Source organism: Paracerasibacillus soli (assembly GCF_042432965.1).
Taxonomy (GTDB): domain Bacteria; phylum Bacillota; class Bacilli; order Bacillales; family Amphibacillaceae; genus Paracerasibacillus; species Paracerasibacillus soli.
This window is the reverse complement of sequence record NZ_JBHLWL010000003.1, coordinates 34175-51934: the sequence shown is the minus strand read 5'-3', so window position 1 is coordinate 51934 and position 17760 is coordinate 34175. Positions and strand designations below refer to the sequence as shown.

Below are 17760 nucleotides of genomic sequence, written 5' to 3'. Positions count from 1 at the left end.
GATGGAAAAGGCAATAGTCGTTGAAAATGTAACAAAAAAATATAAATTGTATGAGAGTGCGAAGGAAAGAATCTTTGATTTACTTTTGCCTAATAATTACGGAAAAGACTTTTATGCTCTTGTCGATGTGAGTTTTGAAGCGGAAAAAGGTGACGTAATTGGATTTCTTGGAACTAATGGTTCGGGGAAATCTACATTATCAAATATAATTGCTGGAATTGTACCGGAAACAACTGGCAAAGTAAGTGTTAATGGAGAAGCAGCATTGATAGCCGTTGCAGCTGGACTAAAAGGTGATTTAACAGGACGGGAAAATATAGAATTAAAATGTCTCATGTTGGGATTTTCAAAAAAGCAAATAGAAGAAATGGAAGATAGCATTATTGAGTTTTCCGAACTGGGTAATTTTATTGATCAACCAGTCAAGTCATACTCAAGTGGTATGAAATCGAGACTAGGTTTTGCGATATCCGTTACGATTGATCCAGATATTTTAATTATTGATGAGGCACTTTCTGTAGGAGATAAAGCTTTTGCAGATAAGAGCTTCGCTAAAATGATGGAGTTTAAGGAACAAGGAAAAACAATGATTTTCGTAAGTCACTCAATTCGCCAAATGAAAACCTTTTGCGATAAAATTCTTTGGCTTGAACAAGGAATGGTACGTGATTATGGAGCCGCGGACGACATCATTCCCCAATACGAGAAGTTTATTAAAGAGTGGAAAGAGATGTCGGCTGTTGAAAGAAAAAAGCATCGTAATGAAGCATTAAAAAGGCAAGAAAAAAGGTTAGGTATCTTAAATTAAAAACTAACTTGTTTTGTAGATTGGGAAGTCCTAGTATGATTATGAACTTCTTATTGATATAGGGGAGAGGAGCCGATAATTAAGGCTTCTTTTTCTAATAACGAGAATGTAAAGAAGCTATCATTAAGATCAACTCATTACATAAAAAGGCCAGCTCACTAAAAAAACTATCGGCATAATCATAGGAGGAAATGGTTTGTTAAAGTATATATACAACTTTTATAAAAAAGTTAGACGTAACTTAATAAGAGAAGTGGAGCTCTATGATGTAGAATTTGAAGATGATATGTGGAATTTTAAAATGAAATTGAAAAACTTTTGGTTAACAAAAAAAAGTATCAAATTCGTATATATATCAGGAGAATCGAATCTTGAATTATCTCACCATGTGAATAGGGATAATCTTACATTAAAATTACCATTGGAATATATACATTGTGCAGATAATAGTAAAATACAAATGCTATCAGATGGCAAAAACTTAGTAATTACACCAAATAGGAATTTGCGTGGCTGGATGGGGCGAATATTAAAAAGTAAGTTTTTTGTTATTTCGGCACACAAAAATATACGTATTAAGAAAATTTTAGACGATGTAAGTTTTAAGGAAGAAGTAACAGTAGAAAATATATTTATCAATTATGAAGAAATGATATTAAGTTTAGAAAATAAGGATATTGGAAATTTAAAAGAAGAAGATGTCTCCGTATTAGCTATCAGTGGAAATGCTAAACGGACCTTTTTCCCAAGAGTAGTGGATCGTAATAAGCTAGTATGTCCGGAAATGGATTATCTATCTCAAGGTAAGTGGGTCCTTTTTTTAAGTATAAAAGATGTAAACTTCCCACTTGTTATAGATAACATTCCAACACAAGGTTTTGATACATATAAACATAAGGTCCAAGTTAACAAACTTGATACGAACGAACTTGTTTTACACGTTGCAAGGCAAAAGATAAAAATAGACCATATTGGATTAAATCATAATGGAGAAAAAGTTACTCTAGCTATTGAATCTAATCAATTTGTAGAAGATGGCAATTATCAATTAATTATGAATGATACTAGGAGTACTGATTTTTATTACAGTCTTAGGTATACTGCGGAAGGATTGGAATGTGATATTCCAATTAGTGACTTACTTCATAATTATACGAGAAAGAGATTTTTTATATTACTTGATGATGAACAACCAATTATATATCAGTTCTTACTAAAGAAAAGGCATAGGACTTATTTAATTGATCAAAAATTAGTATATGATTCTCAAAATGTCATATATGACTTTTATATACGAAAAGATAAGTCACTTGGAATAAAGATTTTGAAGCCCAAGGTAGAAAAGGTAATTAACAATATAAAAGAACTTAATGTCTCAGGATATGTAAATAATCTTAGTAATTTTATCGATTGTAATCTATTTCTTTATGTTGAAGAGAGAAATTCTAAGGACTATATTAAGGTTCCAATAATGGAGAATTTCTCTGTTGATTTAGGGAAATATAATTTGCCGTCTCTTAAAAGTAAAGATAAAACGATTTTTGACTTCTATATAGTAATTGAAAATAAGGATCATGGTATAGTAAGAAAGGAAAAAATAAAATATAAATACTCAGACTATAAAAAGGATAATTATTATGAACACGTTGTAAAGGTAGATGAATATTCAAATAATCATCATTTCTTATTTACAACTACCCCATTTAATAATTTGAAAATCGAAACTTTTATCATACCACACTACATCGATATTCCAGATGATACTTCTTTCAAGGATGATAATATATGGTTAATAGGGGAAAGATATAACACAGCTCAGGATAATGGTTTTGTGCTATTTCAATGGTTACAGAAAAATACGGATATAGATGTCTATTATGTCATTGAATCTAGCGCGGATGATTATGTCAGAATAAAACATCTACCAAATGTTCTTGAGTTTGGCTCTGATAAACATTACCAGGTAGCTTTTAAGGCAAAAGTCTTATTATGCACCCATGACTTGGAAAATATACTACCTTATAAACCAGCCAAAGGTTTTTTCCATTATGAAAATACGTTTAAAGTCTTCTTGCAGCATGGTGTATTAGGTAGGAAAAATGTTGAATACCATAAAAGATATTATGAAATACCATTTGACTTGTTTGTGGTTAGCAGTGAGCCAGAAAAGAGAGAAGTTGTCATGGAGGAAATGGGTTACAACGAAGAGGATGTCGTAGTAACTGGTTTAGCGAGATTTGATAACTTAATACAAAAGGACAAACCAAAGAATATTTTACTCATGCCAACGTGGAGAGATTGGATAAATACAGACGAACAATTTTTAAACAGCCAGTATTATAAAAGATATTTAAGTCTGATAAATAGTGATGAGTTAATGGAGTTATTAGATTTTTATAATGTTAATCTAAACTTTTATCCGCATTATAGAGCACAGGAATATTTCCAAAAAGGTTCTGAGTTGACTAGTGATAGAGTTAATTTTATTACTTTGGGATCTAAAACGGTTCAAGAATTACTTATAGAGCATGCACTACTTATCACGGATTATAGTAGTGTTAGTTTTGACTTCACTCTTATGAATAAACCTGTTATTTATTATCACTTCGATGTTAAGAGATTTTTTAGGAGAGGGATATTAAGACCAGTAGAGGAAACCTTTTTGGGAGAAATAGCTTTTAGTGAAAGTGAATTGATAAAACTCATTGAGGAGAGGTTAAGTCTAAATCTGAAAAATTATAAAATAGATGTATCTGGCGTATTTAAATACCAAGATTCGGACAACTGTAAACGTATCTATGATAAGATTATAACCTCATTACACGAATGCTAGAGCGATTATTGTTAATATCAAAAATTACGGTGTTCCCTTTTAAAAAGATTTGCTAGCAAAGACTACACTGTAAAGAGCTAAAGGGGAGAAGAAGTTTGTCTGTAAAGCAAAGCCTGATAAAAATGCGGCGAAGTCCAATCATAAAGCAATTTCTAAAGGTTACTTTCAAAATTGCTACCTTTCTTCCTGTTAAGAAAAAAATGGTCATGTTTGAAAGCTTTCATGGAAAACAGTATAGCGATAATCCGCGAGCCATATATGAATATATGGTGCAGCATAATCCAGACTATGAGTTAATTTGGAGCGCGGACAGAAGGCATTTGAACCTTTTTTCTGATAAACAAGTGCGATACGTTAGACGATTTTCATTGCAATGGATTATTTCAATGGCACGCTCACAATATTGGGTGTCGAATAGTCGTTTACCATTATGGATACCAAAGCCAAAACATACGACATATATTCAGACATGGCATGGCACACCATTAAAACGTTTAGCAGCAGATATGGATGCTGTTCATATGCCGGGGACAGATACAGAACGTTATAAACGGAATTTCCTTTATGAAACAAGTAAATGGGATGTGCTGATTTCACCAAATGCATATTCAACCGAAATATTTAGACGTGCATTTGCATTCCAAAATAAAATGCTTGAGACGGGATATCCGCGTAATGATTTTTTATTTCAAAAGGATCCTAAGTCGGCAAAAATTAAAATCTTACAGCAACATCATTTACCAACTGATAAAAAAGTGATCCTTTACGCTCCAACGTGGAGAGATAATCAATTTTATAGCGTTGGAAATTACAAATTTGATTTACAATTAGATTTGGATGAAATGTATCAAAACTTTGGTCATGATTATATTATTATATTGCGTATGCATTATCTAGTTGCAGAAAATATAGACCTACGTGCATATCAAGGATTCGTGTATGATTTTTCTAAACATGAGGATATTCGGGAATTATATATAATTGCAGATTTACTCATTACAGATTATTCGTCCGTGTTCTTCGATTATGCTAATCTTCGTAGACCAATATTATTTTTTGTTTATGATATTGATGAATATCGTGATAAGTTACGCGGATTCTACTTTGACTTTGAAAAGAAAGCGCCTGGTCCATTGGTAAAAGAAACGGCAGAAATTGTTAAGGAAATTAAAAAGATAGAAAAAGACGGTTATCAGCCAACCGCTCGTGTCCAAGCGTTTTATGATAAGTTTTGTTATTTAGAAGATGGGCAAGCTACGAAGCGTGTTGTAGAAGATTTATTTCATGATTAAATGTAATGTTAAGATCATAATGAAATTAGTGGGGTGAGGTCATCAATGGTGACTTTGCCCCACTATTTTTTTGTTTGTAGGATGAGGTAAAAAGGCTAAATAGGGGGCTTATGCTCGGTCGACATGAATCGCAAGTTTAGTTTCAGCTCATGTAAATTTAATGAGATAGGTCTAAAGTCCTTTTTATACCTAAACTATTAAGTATATTCTACCGATAATAAAAGAGTTCCCTAGTTTTGTAGCTTTATGAGGCGTTAAAAAGTGATTGGTCATTTTAAACCGGTCGTGAAGGAAAGAATTCCATCATTAAAATGAAGGAGGATTATATACATTTTGAAAAAATTTAGTGTTTATTTTGCTATATTTTTATTGATTACTCAGCTGTTTCCAAATTATAGTATGGCTGTCACATTAGATGCGGATACAGAAATAACAAATCATGTTGTGTTATTTGCAGACGAAATTGACGGTGAAATTGAACTTTTTGAAAATGAGGATGGTACGAATCTCTTAACCTACATTCCGGATGATACAACTGTCGCTTTATTAGATAGTAAAGAGGATGTTGAGAGAGAAAAAGAATTCTCATTGATTGAGTATGTTCAAAAAGATAAGAGTGGTCATCTTGATGATGACAAGATTCTTACTGGTTATGTACATCATGATCATATTATTTTAGGTGAGGATGCAGATGAATATCGAGAAAATCGCTCATCCAATTCCGAAAAACCTGAAATAGATAAAACAATTGTTTCCGAAGAATTAAATCAAACAGAAGAGCTAGGGGATATAGAAGCGCAAGAAGAAACGAGAGAAATTGAAAAACCAAAAGATAATAGTGCAGTGGCAACAGCTGTACAATCTGAAGATTTAACAGGTTTTGCCTTGAAGCAGCCTGTATCCGTATACGCAAATACAAATTTGAATGCAGAAGTGTTGAAAAGCTATCCATATGGAAAACTGTTAAAATATCGGGTGTATTCAAAAGAATGGTATGAGGCAACCGTTTATATAAATGGAAAAGCCCATACAGGCTATATTTATGCTGGGGATGTTGGGAAGACAGATAGTATACCAACAATAAATGGTATTGCATTAAATCAGAAAACTGCAGTTTATGGTAAAACAGCTAAAGACTCTGCGGTATTAAAGAGCTACTCCCGTGGTCAAATTCTAAAATATAAAGCGTATGACAAAGATTGGTTTACTGCTACTGTTTATATAAATGGGAAGGCACATACTGGCTTTATTCATACTAGTGATGTTGAAACAGCAACAACTCGTGCTTCGTCTTTACAAGGAGTAGCTGTCAAAAATCCAACAAAGATTTATTCAAAAGCAGCTACCAACTCTAAGGTACTGAAATCATACAATTATGGTAATCTATTAAAATATCGAAGCTTTACAAAGGACTGGTATGTTGCAACTGTTTACCTGAATGGAAAAGCTCAAACAGGTTATATTCATAAAAGTGATGTAGGCTCTATGAACACAACCTTAACTGGTTATGCTCAGAACCATACGAGCGTTTACAGCAAAACATCTAAAAGTTCTAGTGTTCTTAAAAGCTATGCGATTGGGTCAACATTAAAATATCGACCTTATAACGGCAATTGGTACGTAGCAACGGTTTACGTAAATGGTAAGAAACAGACGGGTTATATTCATAAAGGTGATGTGGGAGCAAATCGATCTACACTCACAAGTTATGCTATTGCAAACCCGACAACTGTTTATGCGAAAACTTCAAAATCGTCAAAGAAACTGAAAAGCTATAAAAAGGGTTCAAAATTAAAATATAAGTATGAAAATGGCAATTGGTATTCAGCCAAAGTATCAGTGAATGGAAAGTGGAAAACAGGTTATATACATAAAAATGATGTCGGGGATGCGACAAAGCTATCGTTTGTAAATCCGAAAAAAACTTATACATATAACCATATGTCAGCAGATATTAAAAAGTTAGCCGAAGCTTATCCAGAATTAATTACTTATAAAGTTGTTGGTAAATCAGAATACGGAAGAAATCTTTATGCTGTTTCTTTAGGAAAAGGAAAAGCGACAACATTTATTAATGGATCACTTCATGCAAGAGAGTGGATTTCTACAAATCTAAATATGTATATGTTAGAAAACTATGCAAAAGCTTATCGACAAAATAAAAGTATTGGTGGCTTCAATGCTAGAAAGATATTAAATGAGACAACTATTTGGTTTATGCCAATGGTCAATCCTGACGGTGTAACACTTCAACAAAAAGGTTTAAGCGCATTTCCGGCAAAAGATCATGCATCATTAATTAAGATGAATGCCGGAAGCAAAAACTTTAAGCGCTGGAAGGCAAATGCAAAGGGCGTAGACTTAAACCGCAACTTTAGTGTAGATTGGTATACAGTTTCTAATAATGTAGGGTATCCAAACTATCAAAACCATAAAGGCAGTGCACCGGCTTCAGCAAAAGAGACAAAAGCAGTCATTAACTTTTTAAAAGTGATCAAGCCACAAATGACAATAAACTATCATACTAGTGGAGAAATTCTCTACTGGGGATATAACCAGAAAGGTTCTAATTATACACGAGACTATAGCTATGCTAAAACTATTGCAAATATGACTGGGTATACGATTATACCATACGGCGGTTATCCATCTGGCGGGGGATTTTTACAATACTTTACTGAGACATATAAGCGACCTTCAATCACGCCTGAATTGAGTCCATATGCAGGTAATACGAATGTTCCAGTTTCTAGATTTACTAAAATATGGAGTCAAAATAAAGCGGTTGGTCTTTACGCCGCACAAGAAAGTGCTAAATTGTATAAAAAGTAAATTTGATTATGTTGGGGAGCGAGATTAATCTTGCTCCCTACAGCTGTATCCATGCTGGGTAATTAAAGGCGTAATATACGCTATTTACCGTAAGTAAAATCTGAAATATTACTTCAAGCAATAGAAGGTTATATTTGATAGAATTCCCATATTATGATATTGAGTATAGAGAGGCTTTCAATCATAACCGTCGTTATTGTTAAAGGAAGAGTAAGTGAATAAATGCCAAAGGATTTATAGTGAGGAAAGGGAGTGGAAATGGCAAGTTATGATAAAAGATAAGGCAATTGAAACATTCCATAAAGTGAAGATTAGGGTTTATAAAAATAAAAGTGTAAATTATTATTTGGAAAAGGGAAATAATCTATTAGAAACTGGTAAAGTGAATAAAGCATACCGCGTTTTTAAGAGATGCCTCAGGGATTTTCCAACGGATGAAAAGATTCATGCGAGTATTATAAAGTATGCACTACAAACAGGGAAATTGGACTTGGTTAATGTACATTGGGGTAAAATAGACAATTTTAAGAAGGTAAATCTTCCCGCTGATGCTTATATCAATTATGCAAAGATGTTGCAGAAATATAATGATTTGCAAAGGGCAATGGATATTTTAATCTTAGGCGTTACAACATGTTCTGACAATAAAGAAATATTATCTGTAATTAGTGAGCAGATGCCAATAGAAACAAATGATCAGATTAGTAATAAGAGTAAAAAGTTGTTAGATGAATTTGTGGATCAAGCAATCCAAAATAGAGACTGGAATATGTCTATTCAGCGGATTGAAGAAGTTTGCTCTATATATAAGCAGAATGTACAATTCAAATATCAGATTAAATTATCTATGCTTTATCAAGTGGTAGGAAGTCATAGACAAGCTAGCCATATTTTAAATCGTTTACTGCATAAATATAGTGAAGAAATTTTAGAAGATGAAAAGGGCTATCGCAAAATAGTGTTATATGATAATGGGGAAAGTAGAATTGAGTTTTATAAAAGTTTGCAGAAGACAAATAGGGTAGTCGTTACCTTTGATTCTATTAATATGGTATGGGACAATCCCTCATTTGCATTTAATTTACTAATTCAACAAAATGTAGATATTATTGCAATTAGAAAAAGGAGAAAAAAGGTTTATCAACAAGATTTATCTTTGGAGGATTTTAAGCGTACAGTAAGCGCCTTAGTAGAAGGGTATGAAGATAAAGTTGCATATGGATTTAGTTTAGGTGCTTATGGAGCACTATATTATGCATCGGCTCTAAATTGTAGAATTTTAGCCCTTTCACCAAGAATGTCTATTCATCCAATTTATGGAAAGTCAAACTTAAAAGGTAAACGTATTTTTAAACATAATATCTTGCCGACTCATAATTCGGAAATATCACCTATCATTGTCTATGATCCGAAGAATGCATTAGATAATACATATGTTAATAAAGGGCTCTTGTCAGCATTCCCCAATGCTCAGTTAGTTGAAATACCATATGCAGGCCATGGAATGGGTCCACACCTTAAGCAAATGGGACTACTCAAGGAGTTTATTCTAACTGTTATTCATAAAGCAGAAATACCGATATATGATAAGGAATTAAGAAAAAAATCCCAAACTTACTATCGAGTTTTAGGTGATGCTTGTCTAAAAAGAAATAAACCAAGATGGGCATTACAGCTGGTAAACTATGCATTAACGCTAGCACCTGAGGATTCCCTTTGCATGCGTTTGAAAATCCACGTTTTAAGGAGAAAAGAAAGATATACAGAAGCAATTCAATTTGCGGAAAGTTCAAGAGAGTTAGCACCCCAAGATCGTGTTATTCCTGGATTGTTAATTGATTTGTATGTGTATATCGGGGATTTCGAAAAAGCTATAGAGGAAACAGAAGCTGCAATTAAGAAATTTGGCTCCACCGCACCTTTACTAAAACGGAAAAAAAGAATTCAAGAGTTACAGGAAAAGCATGTACACAATGCTGTAAAATTGTAAATAGTTAGAACGGGCGGAGGGGAGTAGTTAACCCCACGCTCGGCTGGCTCTCACCTACTTATCCTTTCCTAAAACTATTAGTATCATAAACCAAAATACCTTTAATATCCGCTTAAAACGAAAAGGTTGTTTGATGATACGATATAACCATTCTAAATTCAAATCAATCCATTTTTGTGGTGCTCTTTTCACTTCACCAGTAAGTGTATCGAAACTCCCACCAATACCAATAAATACTCCCTTTTTGTGCCTTGGAAGTTGTTCAGAAATCCATTGTTCTTGTTTCATCATACCTAAAGCAACAAATACAAAGTCTGGTTTTGCCTCTGCTACTTCTTCCTTAATCTTAGGGTCATGTAAATCAAAAAATCCATGATGATGGCCAACAATGTTTATTTGCGGATATTTCGATTTGATGACATTGATTACTTTTTCATTAACAAGTTTACTTGCACCTAAAAAATAACATGCTAGCCCATTCATATTTGCATATTTTAATAAATCTAGCATAAGTTCATAACCAGCAATTCTTTCTTTAAGAGGCTGTTTCTTAATTTTTGCAGCTTTAATGATACCAATTCCATCAGGTACAATAATATCTGCAGACTGAATCGTTTCTTTAAATTGTTTGTTTTCCCGGGCATGCATCACGAATTCAGGATTTGCGGTCACAATAAATGTCTTTTCTTCCCGCTCAATCCGAGGAATAAGAATTTGATCTAATAGTTCTTGCTTTGTCATATTTATAAATTTAATATCCATAATGGAAACATCATGATTATTTTGCATAAAAGTGCAACCTTTCTACTATTCAATCCGTCTAATATGCGAACAGACACATTATTGGTTTATTTTGTCGCATTTTGGGGAGAAATCATAAGATATTGTTTACGAAAGTCATATCTCGTAGTACAATTAACATTAGCTTTATGTTATACATGATTTACTCTAATACAGTTGTATTATACTTGTTCTTTTAGGAATAAAGCAATGATGAGAAAAGATTGTATGAATATAAAGGGGAAATTTTATGTCGAATAATAAAAAGGTGAATAGACGGATGGGAAAGCGAGTTAAAAAGCGGAAGCTACGTCGCCGCGTGTATTTTATATTAATACCACTTATCGTATTTTTATCTGCACTTGGGTTTTTTGTTAATTTATATTTAAAAGCTGGTTCTGTTATTTCAGATTCATATGAAGATGATGGTCGTTTAAAATCAGATCTCCGTGAAAAAGAAGTCGATCCAAAGTTTGATAATGTAAGTATACTCATTATGGGAGTCGACGGTGGAGAAAAACGTGGTACAGAAGGAATACGTACAGACACATTAATGGTTGCCACTTTAAACAAAGATGACAAAACAGTAAAATTATTAAGTATACCACGGGATACAAAAGTCTATGTCCCAGAAGTTGGTTACGAGACAAAAATAAATCATGCTCACTCTTTAAATAATGGTGGGACACGATCGACAATTGATACAGTAGAAAATTTATTAGACATTCCAATCGATTATTGGGTAAAAGTTAATTTTGATGCATTCATTGAAGTAGTGGATGCGATAGATGGTATAACAGTTGATGTACCTTATGAATTTAAGGAACAGGATTCTTATGATAGGCCAAATAAAATCCATCTTATGCCAGGATTACAGGAATTAGATGGGGAGCAAGCACTTGCGCTAGCTAGAACAAGGAAGAAAGATAATGATATTGAACGTGGAAAAAGGCAACAAGAGATTATTAAAGCAATTATGAAAAAATCAGTTTCTGTTAAATCTATTTTTAAATTTGATGATATCATTGAAGCTGTCGGAAGTAATATGACAACAAATATGACGTTTGATGAAATGAAGAGCTTTATTTCGTATGGCACGAGTAGTAATCTAAATATCGAACCTTTAACTTTAGAAGGGGAAGATTTATGGCAATCAACGCCTAGACGGACGTATTATTGGCAACTAGATGATGAATCACTTGCTGAAACGAAACATGAATTACAGGCTCACTTAGAATTAAATGGTAGTCAATTAACACAACATCGTGATAATGCAGAAGGTAATGCGAGCGACGATGATATGGATAGTACGGATTTAGAAAATGCAGCTGATTTGCATTAAGTAAACAGATGTATTTGTTTGCTGAGCTGGATTAAATGATGGTGAGATATTGCAAGATTTCTTGCCTCATAGTTTCATTGTATACAAGTATGGAAATGGTGAAAGTTTAGAAGACTTTCATTTCATGACCATACTTGTTTTTTTATGGGAAAACCTTGTGATTAGTTGTTGTCTATTGTACTTTTTATTATAGTCTAAACGCGTGAATAAAAAGTTTTCTCACAAGTGACGTGTGATTATGAGCTGGAATAGTATATATATACGGTTCATAAAAGAGATTAATTCAGATGTCACAGTCATATAAAAAAACACCTTCCTTTTAGAAGGTGTTTGAAAGTATTCCCTATTTTACTTCTGCATAATTCCTTTAATCAAGTTAGTTAACGGTTTAAAATTACTGTTAACTAATTCTAGATATTCAATTAGAAGTTGGAGTACAAATATAGCAATTAAGAAAATAAGCACAGATCCCCAGACTGTCGTCATGGAAAATAAGATTGCTGATACACTAAACATTGTACTTAATCCGTAGATAAAGAGAACAGTTTGCTTATGTGAAAAGCCCAGTTTTAATAAGCGATGATGCAAGTGAGAACTGTCCGGGCTAGAAATTGGTTTATTATTGATAAAGCGGCGAACAATTGCAATGAGTGTATCTGATATCGGTACACCTAGAATGAATATTGGAATGACAAAGGAAATAATTGTAACGTTTTTAAAACCTAATAATGCAAGCACTGAAATCATATATCCTAAGAATAATGCTCCAGTGTCTCCCATAAATATCTTGGCAGGATAAAAGTTGTAACGTAAAAATCCCATTGTACTAAAGAAAAGTACTGTTGCAATCGTTAGGACATACGTATTTCCCATAATAACTGCCATACCAGCAATTGTGAATAAGGCAATTGCTGAGACCCCACCTGCAAGACCATCTAATCCATCAATGAGATTAATTGCATTCGTAATTCCTACAATCCAAAGTACTGTGATTGCAGTACTAAAAAATCCAAATTCGAATTGTCCTCCAAAAGGTAAATTAATAAATTCTACTTGAATACCACCCCAAAAGATGACAAGCAGGGCAACAAGAAGTTGAACACCGAACTTCACTTTTGCTGATAAATTGTATATATCGTCAATAATCCCAAGTCCAATGATAATAAAAGCCCCACAGACAATTGCAAGATGATGGGAACTAACTGGCTGGATAATCGCTATACCAATTAAGAAGCTGATGAAAATGACAAGCCCACCTAATGTAGGAATGGGATTTTTATGGACTTTGCGGAAATTAGGTTTATCTGTAATATTTAATTTAATTATCCATTTTATAAATAATGGCGTAATAATAAGTGAAGCTAATAACGAAATACAGGCTAATAAAGTAATTTTTAGCATGTAGCTTACACCTCTTTTAATAGTAACTATTTATTAGACGTTTGAGAGAGATTCAAAGTTTCAAAGACCTTATGGAAGCGTCAGATATAGTTCGTTCTTTTATAAGTATTTAAAAATATAGTGATAACCATAGCAAAATACCTTATCAGTTTCAGTTAAACTAAAACTACTGTATGAATTACCTTAATCAGAACGTTTAAATCTAACATCTATCATATCACGACTTTGGCTAATTGAATAGCTAGATATTTCTAGCTCAATATGTGTAGTAAATAAATCAATATTGGTGGAAGTGTTAGGATGCACTATTATTAAGCAATCTCAATCTTGTTACTTTTTACCTAAAATAACAAAAAACACCCCCTTATACTACTTTAGTACGATTATAGTTATGAAGGAGGTGATAGGAATGGCAGTTGCAAGTATGACTTCGTCGGTTATTCGCCTAAATTTTTATCACGGTGATGATTTTGAAACTGGAAAGCCAATTTATAAAGGGAAGAACTTTGCAGTAAAACAAGAAGCAACACCGGATCAGCTTTTACAATTGGCTAAAGCAATTTCAGGATTGCAGCAACACACATTATATAATGTGGAGCGAACGGACAAGTCTGATATTAAAGAAGGTTAACTGTAATCAATAAGTTGAAAGGAGGGAAATGAGGATGAAACGTTTAGAATTGCGCTTTGAAAATGAAGAAGGAAAAATCGTAACATATACGCTAGATGACCCAGCTGAACCAGTAGACCCTGAGCAGGTAAACGAAGTAATGGATGAAATCATTGCTGAAAATGTACTGTTTTCAAACGGTGGTGATCTGGTCGCCAAGCGAAGTGCTCGAGTTGTAGAGCAGAATATCGAGGAAATCGATGTTATGGGGTAATTGGTACATGAACATAATGATGTTTGTAAATTTGTAGGGTCAGGTCTATTTATAAGCCTGACCCTATCTATTTACGCTGAAAGTTTATTCGTTGAAAGTTAACTCGTTAAGGCATTACTTCAAGCATTTCAAGGATTAACGAGAGTGAAAGTTAGTATAAGCCCAATTCGCCTAACGATTATCAGTAGGGGGGAATGCGAAAATTCCCACTGATTGAGGTTGCACGATATTGGTTGGATTGGCAGGAATGATGAGGTGAAAGGAGGTTATTCAAGTGGAAGTTGAGTCTTGGATTTCATTTGTTGCAGAAGTAGGATTTCCCGTTGCGGTCACTTTTTACTTACTGCACCGTATTGAAGGAAAGCTCAATAAACTCATTGAATCTATCCATGCTTTACCCGGGAAAATGAAATAATGAAAAACCGACTTCCATATAAGTGAGCATACTATGTATGTAGTTCAAATATGGAAGTTGGTTTTTTCTTTTGAGCCACGCTTTGTATGTTATCGGGATTGACGTAAGGCAAGTCTAAACAAGTTCTCATGATACGTCTTTTGTTTTAAAGGGTGTGTTACAATTCCTGTTCATTCAAATCACATACCTTTTCATAAAACATATTTAAAGCTTCTTCTTGATATGATTCATAATCAAACACTTTATTATTTAACTTACCCCCATTTAAAAATCTACGCATGCCTTCAACTAATCCTGTAACAGAATTTTCAACGATTAACCCATATCCACCTTCTAATACGCTTCGGGGTCCAGGTGAGTCAGTAGTAATGATTGGCTTACCCAATATGAGTGCCTCAAGTAAAACAATTGCTTGCCCCTCATAATTGGAAGACAATATAAAACAGTCACATTGATTTAAGAGTGCATATGGATTGGTTAGCTGACCGGTTAAGAAAACCTTATTTGTTAAATGTAATGTGCTAATGATATTTTTTATTGTTTCTTCCAATGCACCTTCACCAACAATGTAAAGCTTAATATTGTTTTTGTCCGCAGCAATGTGTGAAAATGCGTTTAATAGTTTTTCATGATCCTTTTCTGGGCTTAGTCTGCCGATTGTTATGAAATTGACATCATCCTTTTGCGGAAGTGGGTAGGAAGGTGGTTCAGTTCCTAAATGAAGAAATTCGCTACTCATTTCTTTCGAAAAATCATTGTCTTTTGTTTTATTACTAGTTAAATCCTCCCCGAATTCATATTGAATACTTTTACTTTTCATTGATAGGATATGCTTATAATCAATTGCGTTTATGACATAATCCATTTTTCCCACAGGTTTGGGTATATATTGTAATAAATTCTTTCTATTCTTCTTATGTGTTAATTTAGATACTGATAGCACTTTATCGAATAATTGATAGAGTGAAAATATCACTTTTAAATTTTGACGATGAGGGTAGTGATTGTTTACCTTTTTTGATGTCTCCTTGTCCATGTCGGAATGTAAATAAATATTCTTTTTCTTGAAATTTCCAAAGGCGAAAATAGCTGCCCAGAAGGGACTATAGCCCCCAAAATCAATGCCAATATCAAACTTTGTCAAACCAGTCATTCGATTAAATTCATTTTGGTACATTTGCTTAGGTGCAGTTTCTAGATTACCTGACTGTAGAAAAAGTGTATGGCGATATAAATCTGCGAGGGACGCATTCCATGTTCCAACACGAAAGATATGATGTACATGCTTGTTTAATTTCCTCATATTATTCCACTTGGCCTTTTTTGTATTTGTTCCATGGTCGATTAAGGTGATGTCATATTCGTTATAATCAATTAAATTTAAAAGACTAATAAGTGAAGATGTAATTCCATTGTTTAAAAATCCTCCACCGTATATTAATATCTTTGTTTTGTCTGTCGTAGTTTGATAACAATATGATGCGGATTTCCCATAAAAAACTGCATCAATAAATCGTGCTGTTGCATGCCCATCATCATGTTTGCAATAAGCATCTAAAAATTTGTTGTATGTTTCTTGATAATCTTCTTGTACGGCATTTAATTGGTGAATACTTTCTATAACACAATCAAGTGTTTCACATAATGGTCCAGGTAATTTTTTCATGGAAATATAAAGACCTCGGTCTGCTACAAATTCCTCAACATCATTTGCATAAAAAATGATTGGTTTCTTTGTCGGCAAAAAGTCAAAAAATATACTGGAATAATCAGTAATTAAAATATCTACAATTGACAAAAGTTCATTTGTATCAATTGTATTTGGGATAACGAGATGCCCTGAACTAGAACGATGTAAAAAAGCATAGGCATAATAATGTGTTTTAAGCAAAATCGTATAGTCTTTGCCAAGTGCTTCCTGTATGTAAATTATATCTTTGAGTAATTGTTTACTTTGGTCTTCCACATTTTGAAGTTCGCCACGCCAAGTTGGTGCGTACAAAATGATCTTTTTATTTTCTCGAATACCAATTTGTTTTCGAAGTGCTTCTTTATCAGCTCCAAACATTAAATCAACTCGGGGATAACCAGATTCCAATACTTTTCCTTCATAAATTTCGTAAACGTCATGAGATTTTAGTAATTTCTCAGTTGTATACGTACTAGGACTTACAAAGTAGTCTGCACTTAAAAAGTTTTTTTGAATATTTTTATGTGCTGTGACGGCCCGATTTTTAATATCTAATCCCATTGTTTTTAAGGGAGTACCATGCCAAATATTTGCATAAACTTGTTCTTTTCGTTTATGAAAGTAGTACGGAAATGATGTATCGTTAATTAAATACTTTGAGATGGCTAGATACTTTGCATAGTCAAAACTTTGATAGATAACAAATGTCACGTTTGGATGATTTTTAAATGCTGGTGGGATAACCGTTTTAGTTTTAACTGCCCAGATGTGTTGGTAATGTTGAAATTTTGGATTGGATAGTAAATATTTAAAAACAGCATAAGCGTTACCAGTCATACTCCCACCATGATATGCTTCATAAAAAATCATATGTTCTTGAATGGGCAACGTTTCCCGGCTTTTTGTATATACGGCTCTTTTACGATAATTGGTATGAAGTAGGTGTTTTTTTAATGGATTCAGCCAAAGTCGTATTTGATAGGGTACAACTTTTCTAATTAATTTCTTGATTGCCATGATTCCCTCCAACGAATATCTCAGCAGATAGTGAGTACAAATAATCTGCATTAATGTAACGGCATTTTCTTTTAAAGTTTGCAGAATGCCATGTCTTTTAAAATGTAGTTGTTGTTCTAGTATTGGCAGGAAAGACTCTAATTCATACCTATCTGTCAACGGGAATGTGGCGAATGGATAACATGGATTTGCGGAAATCCTACATAAGTCCGATTATCCTCAATAAATATGGAGGAAGCGGGAATGGATCTCAAGAAGTTGTTAAAACTCTTTCATGGATTAGCAAGCACCAACACGAATGCCCCGCAAACTTCAACAACAGTCCTAGGTTGCGAAATTTCACTGGATATTAGGGAACATTAGCGGTTAATTGCCGGAGCTACTACATGGATTTGTGCATCTTTAACATAAGAAATGTGAACTTCAACATGGATTTGCGAATCTTCAACATGGATTTGCGAATCTTCAACATAAGA

At 33.5% G+C, this 17760-nt stretch carries 11 protein-coding genes and 1 pseudogene; 9 read left to right on the top strand and 3 right to left on the bottom strand.

The annotated features are described in order from the left end of the window. Position 1: 1 nt before the first annotated feature. From tagH to ACFFIS_RS01505, 5 genes and pseudogenes are all read left to right on the top strand, one after another. Positions 2–808 carry a teichoic acids export ABC transporter ATP-binding subunit TagH gene (gene tagH / locus ACFFIS_RS01525; RefSeq protein ID WP_390185866.1) on the top strand — a complete coding sequence of 269 codons (807 nt, stop codon included), beginning with the start codon at positions 2–4 and terminating at the stop codon, positions 806–808. Positions 809–1004: 196 nt separating this feature from the next. Next, the gene (locus ACFFIS_RS01520) at positions 1005–3641 is read left to right on the top strand and encodes a CDP-glycerol glycerophosphotransferase family protein (protein WP_320380227.1); all 2637 of its coding nucleotides are present in this window, start codon (positions 1005–1007) and stop codon (positions 3639–3641) included. 80 nt (positions 3642–3721) lie between these two features. Then, positions 3722–4933: pseudogene (locus tag ACFFIS_RS01515) on the top strand (CDP-glycerol glycerophosphotransferase family protein); the annotation flags it as partial. Between the two features lie 333 nt (positions 4934–5266). Continuing rightward, complete coding sequence (locus ACFFIS_RS01510) at positions 5267–7765, top strand: M14 family zinc carboxypeptidase (RefSeq protein ID WP_390185865.1); 2499 nt, start codon at positions 5267–5269, stop codon at positions 7763–7765. 214 nt (positions 7766–7979) lie between these two features. Continuing rightward, positions 7980–9755 carry a tetratricopeptide repeat protein gene (locus ACFFIS_RS01505; RefSeq protein WP_390185864.1) on the top strand — a complete coding sequence of 592 codons (1776 nt, stop codon included), beginning with the start codon at positions 7980–7982 and terminating at the stop codon, positions 9753–9755. A gap of 54 nt (positions 9756–9809) precedes the next feature. Here the strand turns inward: ACFFIS_RS01505 and ACFFIS_RS01500 are convergent, their stop codons facing one another. After that, positions 9810–10544 carry a WecB/TagA/CpsF family glycosyltransferase gene (locus tag ACFFIS_RS01500; RefSeq protein ID WP_390185863.1) on the bottom strand — a complete coding sequence of 245 codons (735 nt, stop codon included), beginning with the start codon at positions 10542–10544 and terminating at the stop codon, positions 9810–9812. A 241-nt stretch (positions 10545–10785) separates the two neighbouring features. Between ACFFIS_RS01500 and ACFFIS_RS01495 the strand changes: the two genes are divergently transcribed. Then, positions 10786–11877, top strand: a complete 1092-nt coding sequence (locus ACFFIS_RS01495; RefSeq protein WP_390185862.1) for an LCP family protein — start codon at positions 10786–10788, stop codon at positions 11875–11877. A 348-nt stretch (positions 11878–12225) separates the two neighbouring features. Here ACFFIS_RS01495 and ACFFIS_RS01490 read toward each other — a convergent pair whose 3' ends face one another. Then, positions 12226–13278, bottom strand: a complete 1053-nt coding sequence (locus ACFFIS_RS01490) for a glycosyltransferase family 4 protein (RefSeq protein WP_390185861.1) — start codon at positions 13276–13278, stop codon at positions 12226–12228. 409 nt (positions 13279–13687) lie between these two features. On the opposite strand from ACFFIS_RS01490, the gene ACFFIS_RS01485 reads away from it, so the two are divergent. The 3 genes from ACFFIS_RS01485 to ACFFIS_RS01475 all read left to right on the top strand — a co-directional run bounded on the left by ACFFIS_RS01485 (position 13688) and on the right by ACFFIS_RS01475 (position 14577). Further along, on the top strand, positions 13688–13909 hold the full coding sequence (locus ACFFIS_RS01485; protein WP_320380219.1) for a DUF1659 domain-containing protein: 222 nt from the start codon (positions 13688–13690) through the stop codon (positions 13907–13909). A gap of 34 nt (positions 13910–13943) precedes the next feature. Further along, entirely contained in the window at positions 13944–14162 is a 219-nt protein-coding gene (locus tag ACFFIS_RS01480; RefSeq protein WP_320380218.1) for a DUF2922 domain-containing protein, read from the top strand. A 274-nt stretch (positions 14163–14436) separates the two neighbouring features. Continuing rightward, a complete protein-coding gene (locus ACFFIS_RS01475; protein WP_320380217.1) occupies positions 14437–14577 on the top strand; it encodes a YvrJ family protein in 141 nt (46 codons plus the stop codon). A 157-nt stretch (positions 14578–14734) separates the two neighbouring features. Here the strand turns inward: ACFFIS_RS01475 and ACFFIS_RS01470 are convergent, their stop codons facing one another. Further along, positions 14735–17284, bottom strand: a complete 2550-nt coding sequence (locus ACFFIS_RS01470) for a CDP-glycerol glycerophosphotransferase family protein (RefSeq protein ID WP_390185860.1) — start codon at positions 17282–17284, stop codon at positions 14735–14737. Between the last annotated feature and the right edge of the window lie 476 nt (positions 17285–17760).

What these genes read in the sequence shown, in the direction of transcription:
- tagH (WP_390185866.1), top strand. Translation starts at nt 2, where the DNA reads ATGGAAAAGGCAATAGTCGTTGAAAATGTAACAAAAAAATATAAATTG.
- ACFFIS_RS01500 (WP_390185863.1), bottom strand. Translation starts at nt 10,544, where the DNA reads ATGCAAAATAATCATGATGTTTCCATTATGGATATTAAATTTATAAAT.
- ACFFIS_RS01490 (WP_390185861.1), bottom strand. Translation starts at nt 13,278, where the DNA reads ATGCTAAAAATTACTTTATTAGCCTGTATTTCGTTATTAGCTTCACTT.
- ACFFIS_RS01480 (WP_320380218.1), top strand. Translation starts at nt 13,944, where the DNA reads ATGAAACGTTTAGAATTGCGCTTTGAAAATGAAGAAGGAAAAATCGTA.
- ACFFIS_RS01485 (WP_320380219.1), top strand. Translation starts at nt 13,688, where the DNA reads ATGGCAGTTGCAAGTATGACTTCGTCGGTTATTCGCCTAAATTTTTAT.
- ACFFIS_RS01495 (WP_390185862.1), top strand. Translation starts at nt 10,786, where the DNA reads ATGTCGAATAATAAAAAGGTGAATAGACGGATGGGAAAGCGAGTTAAA.
- ACFFIS_RS01470 (WP_390185860.1), bottom strand. Translation starts at nt 17,284, where the DNA reads ATGGCAATCAAGAAATTAATTAGAAAAGTTGTACCCTATCAAATACGA.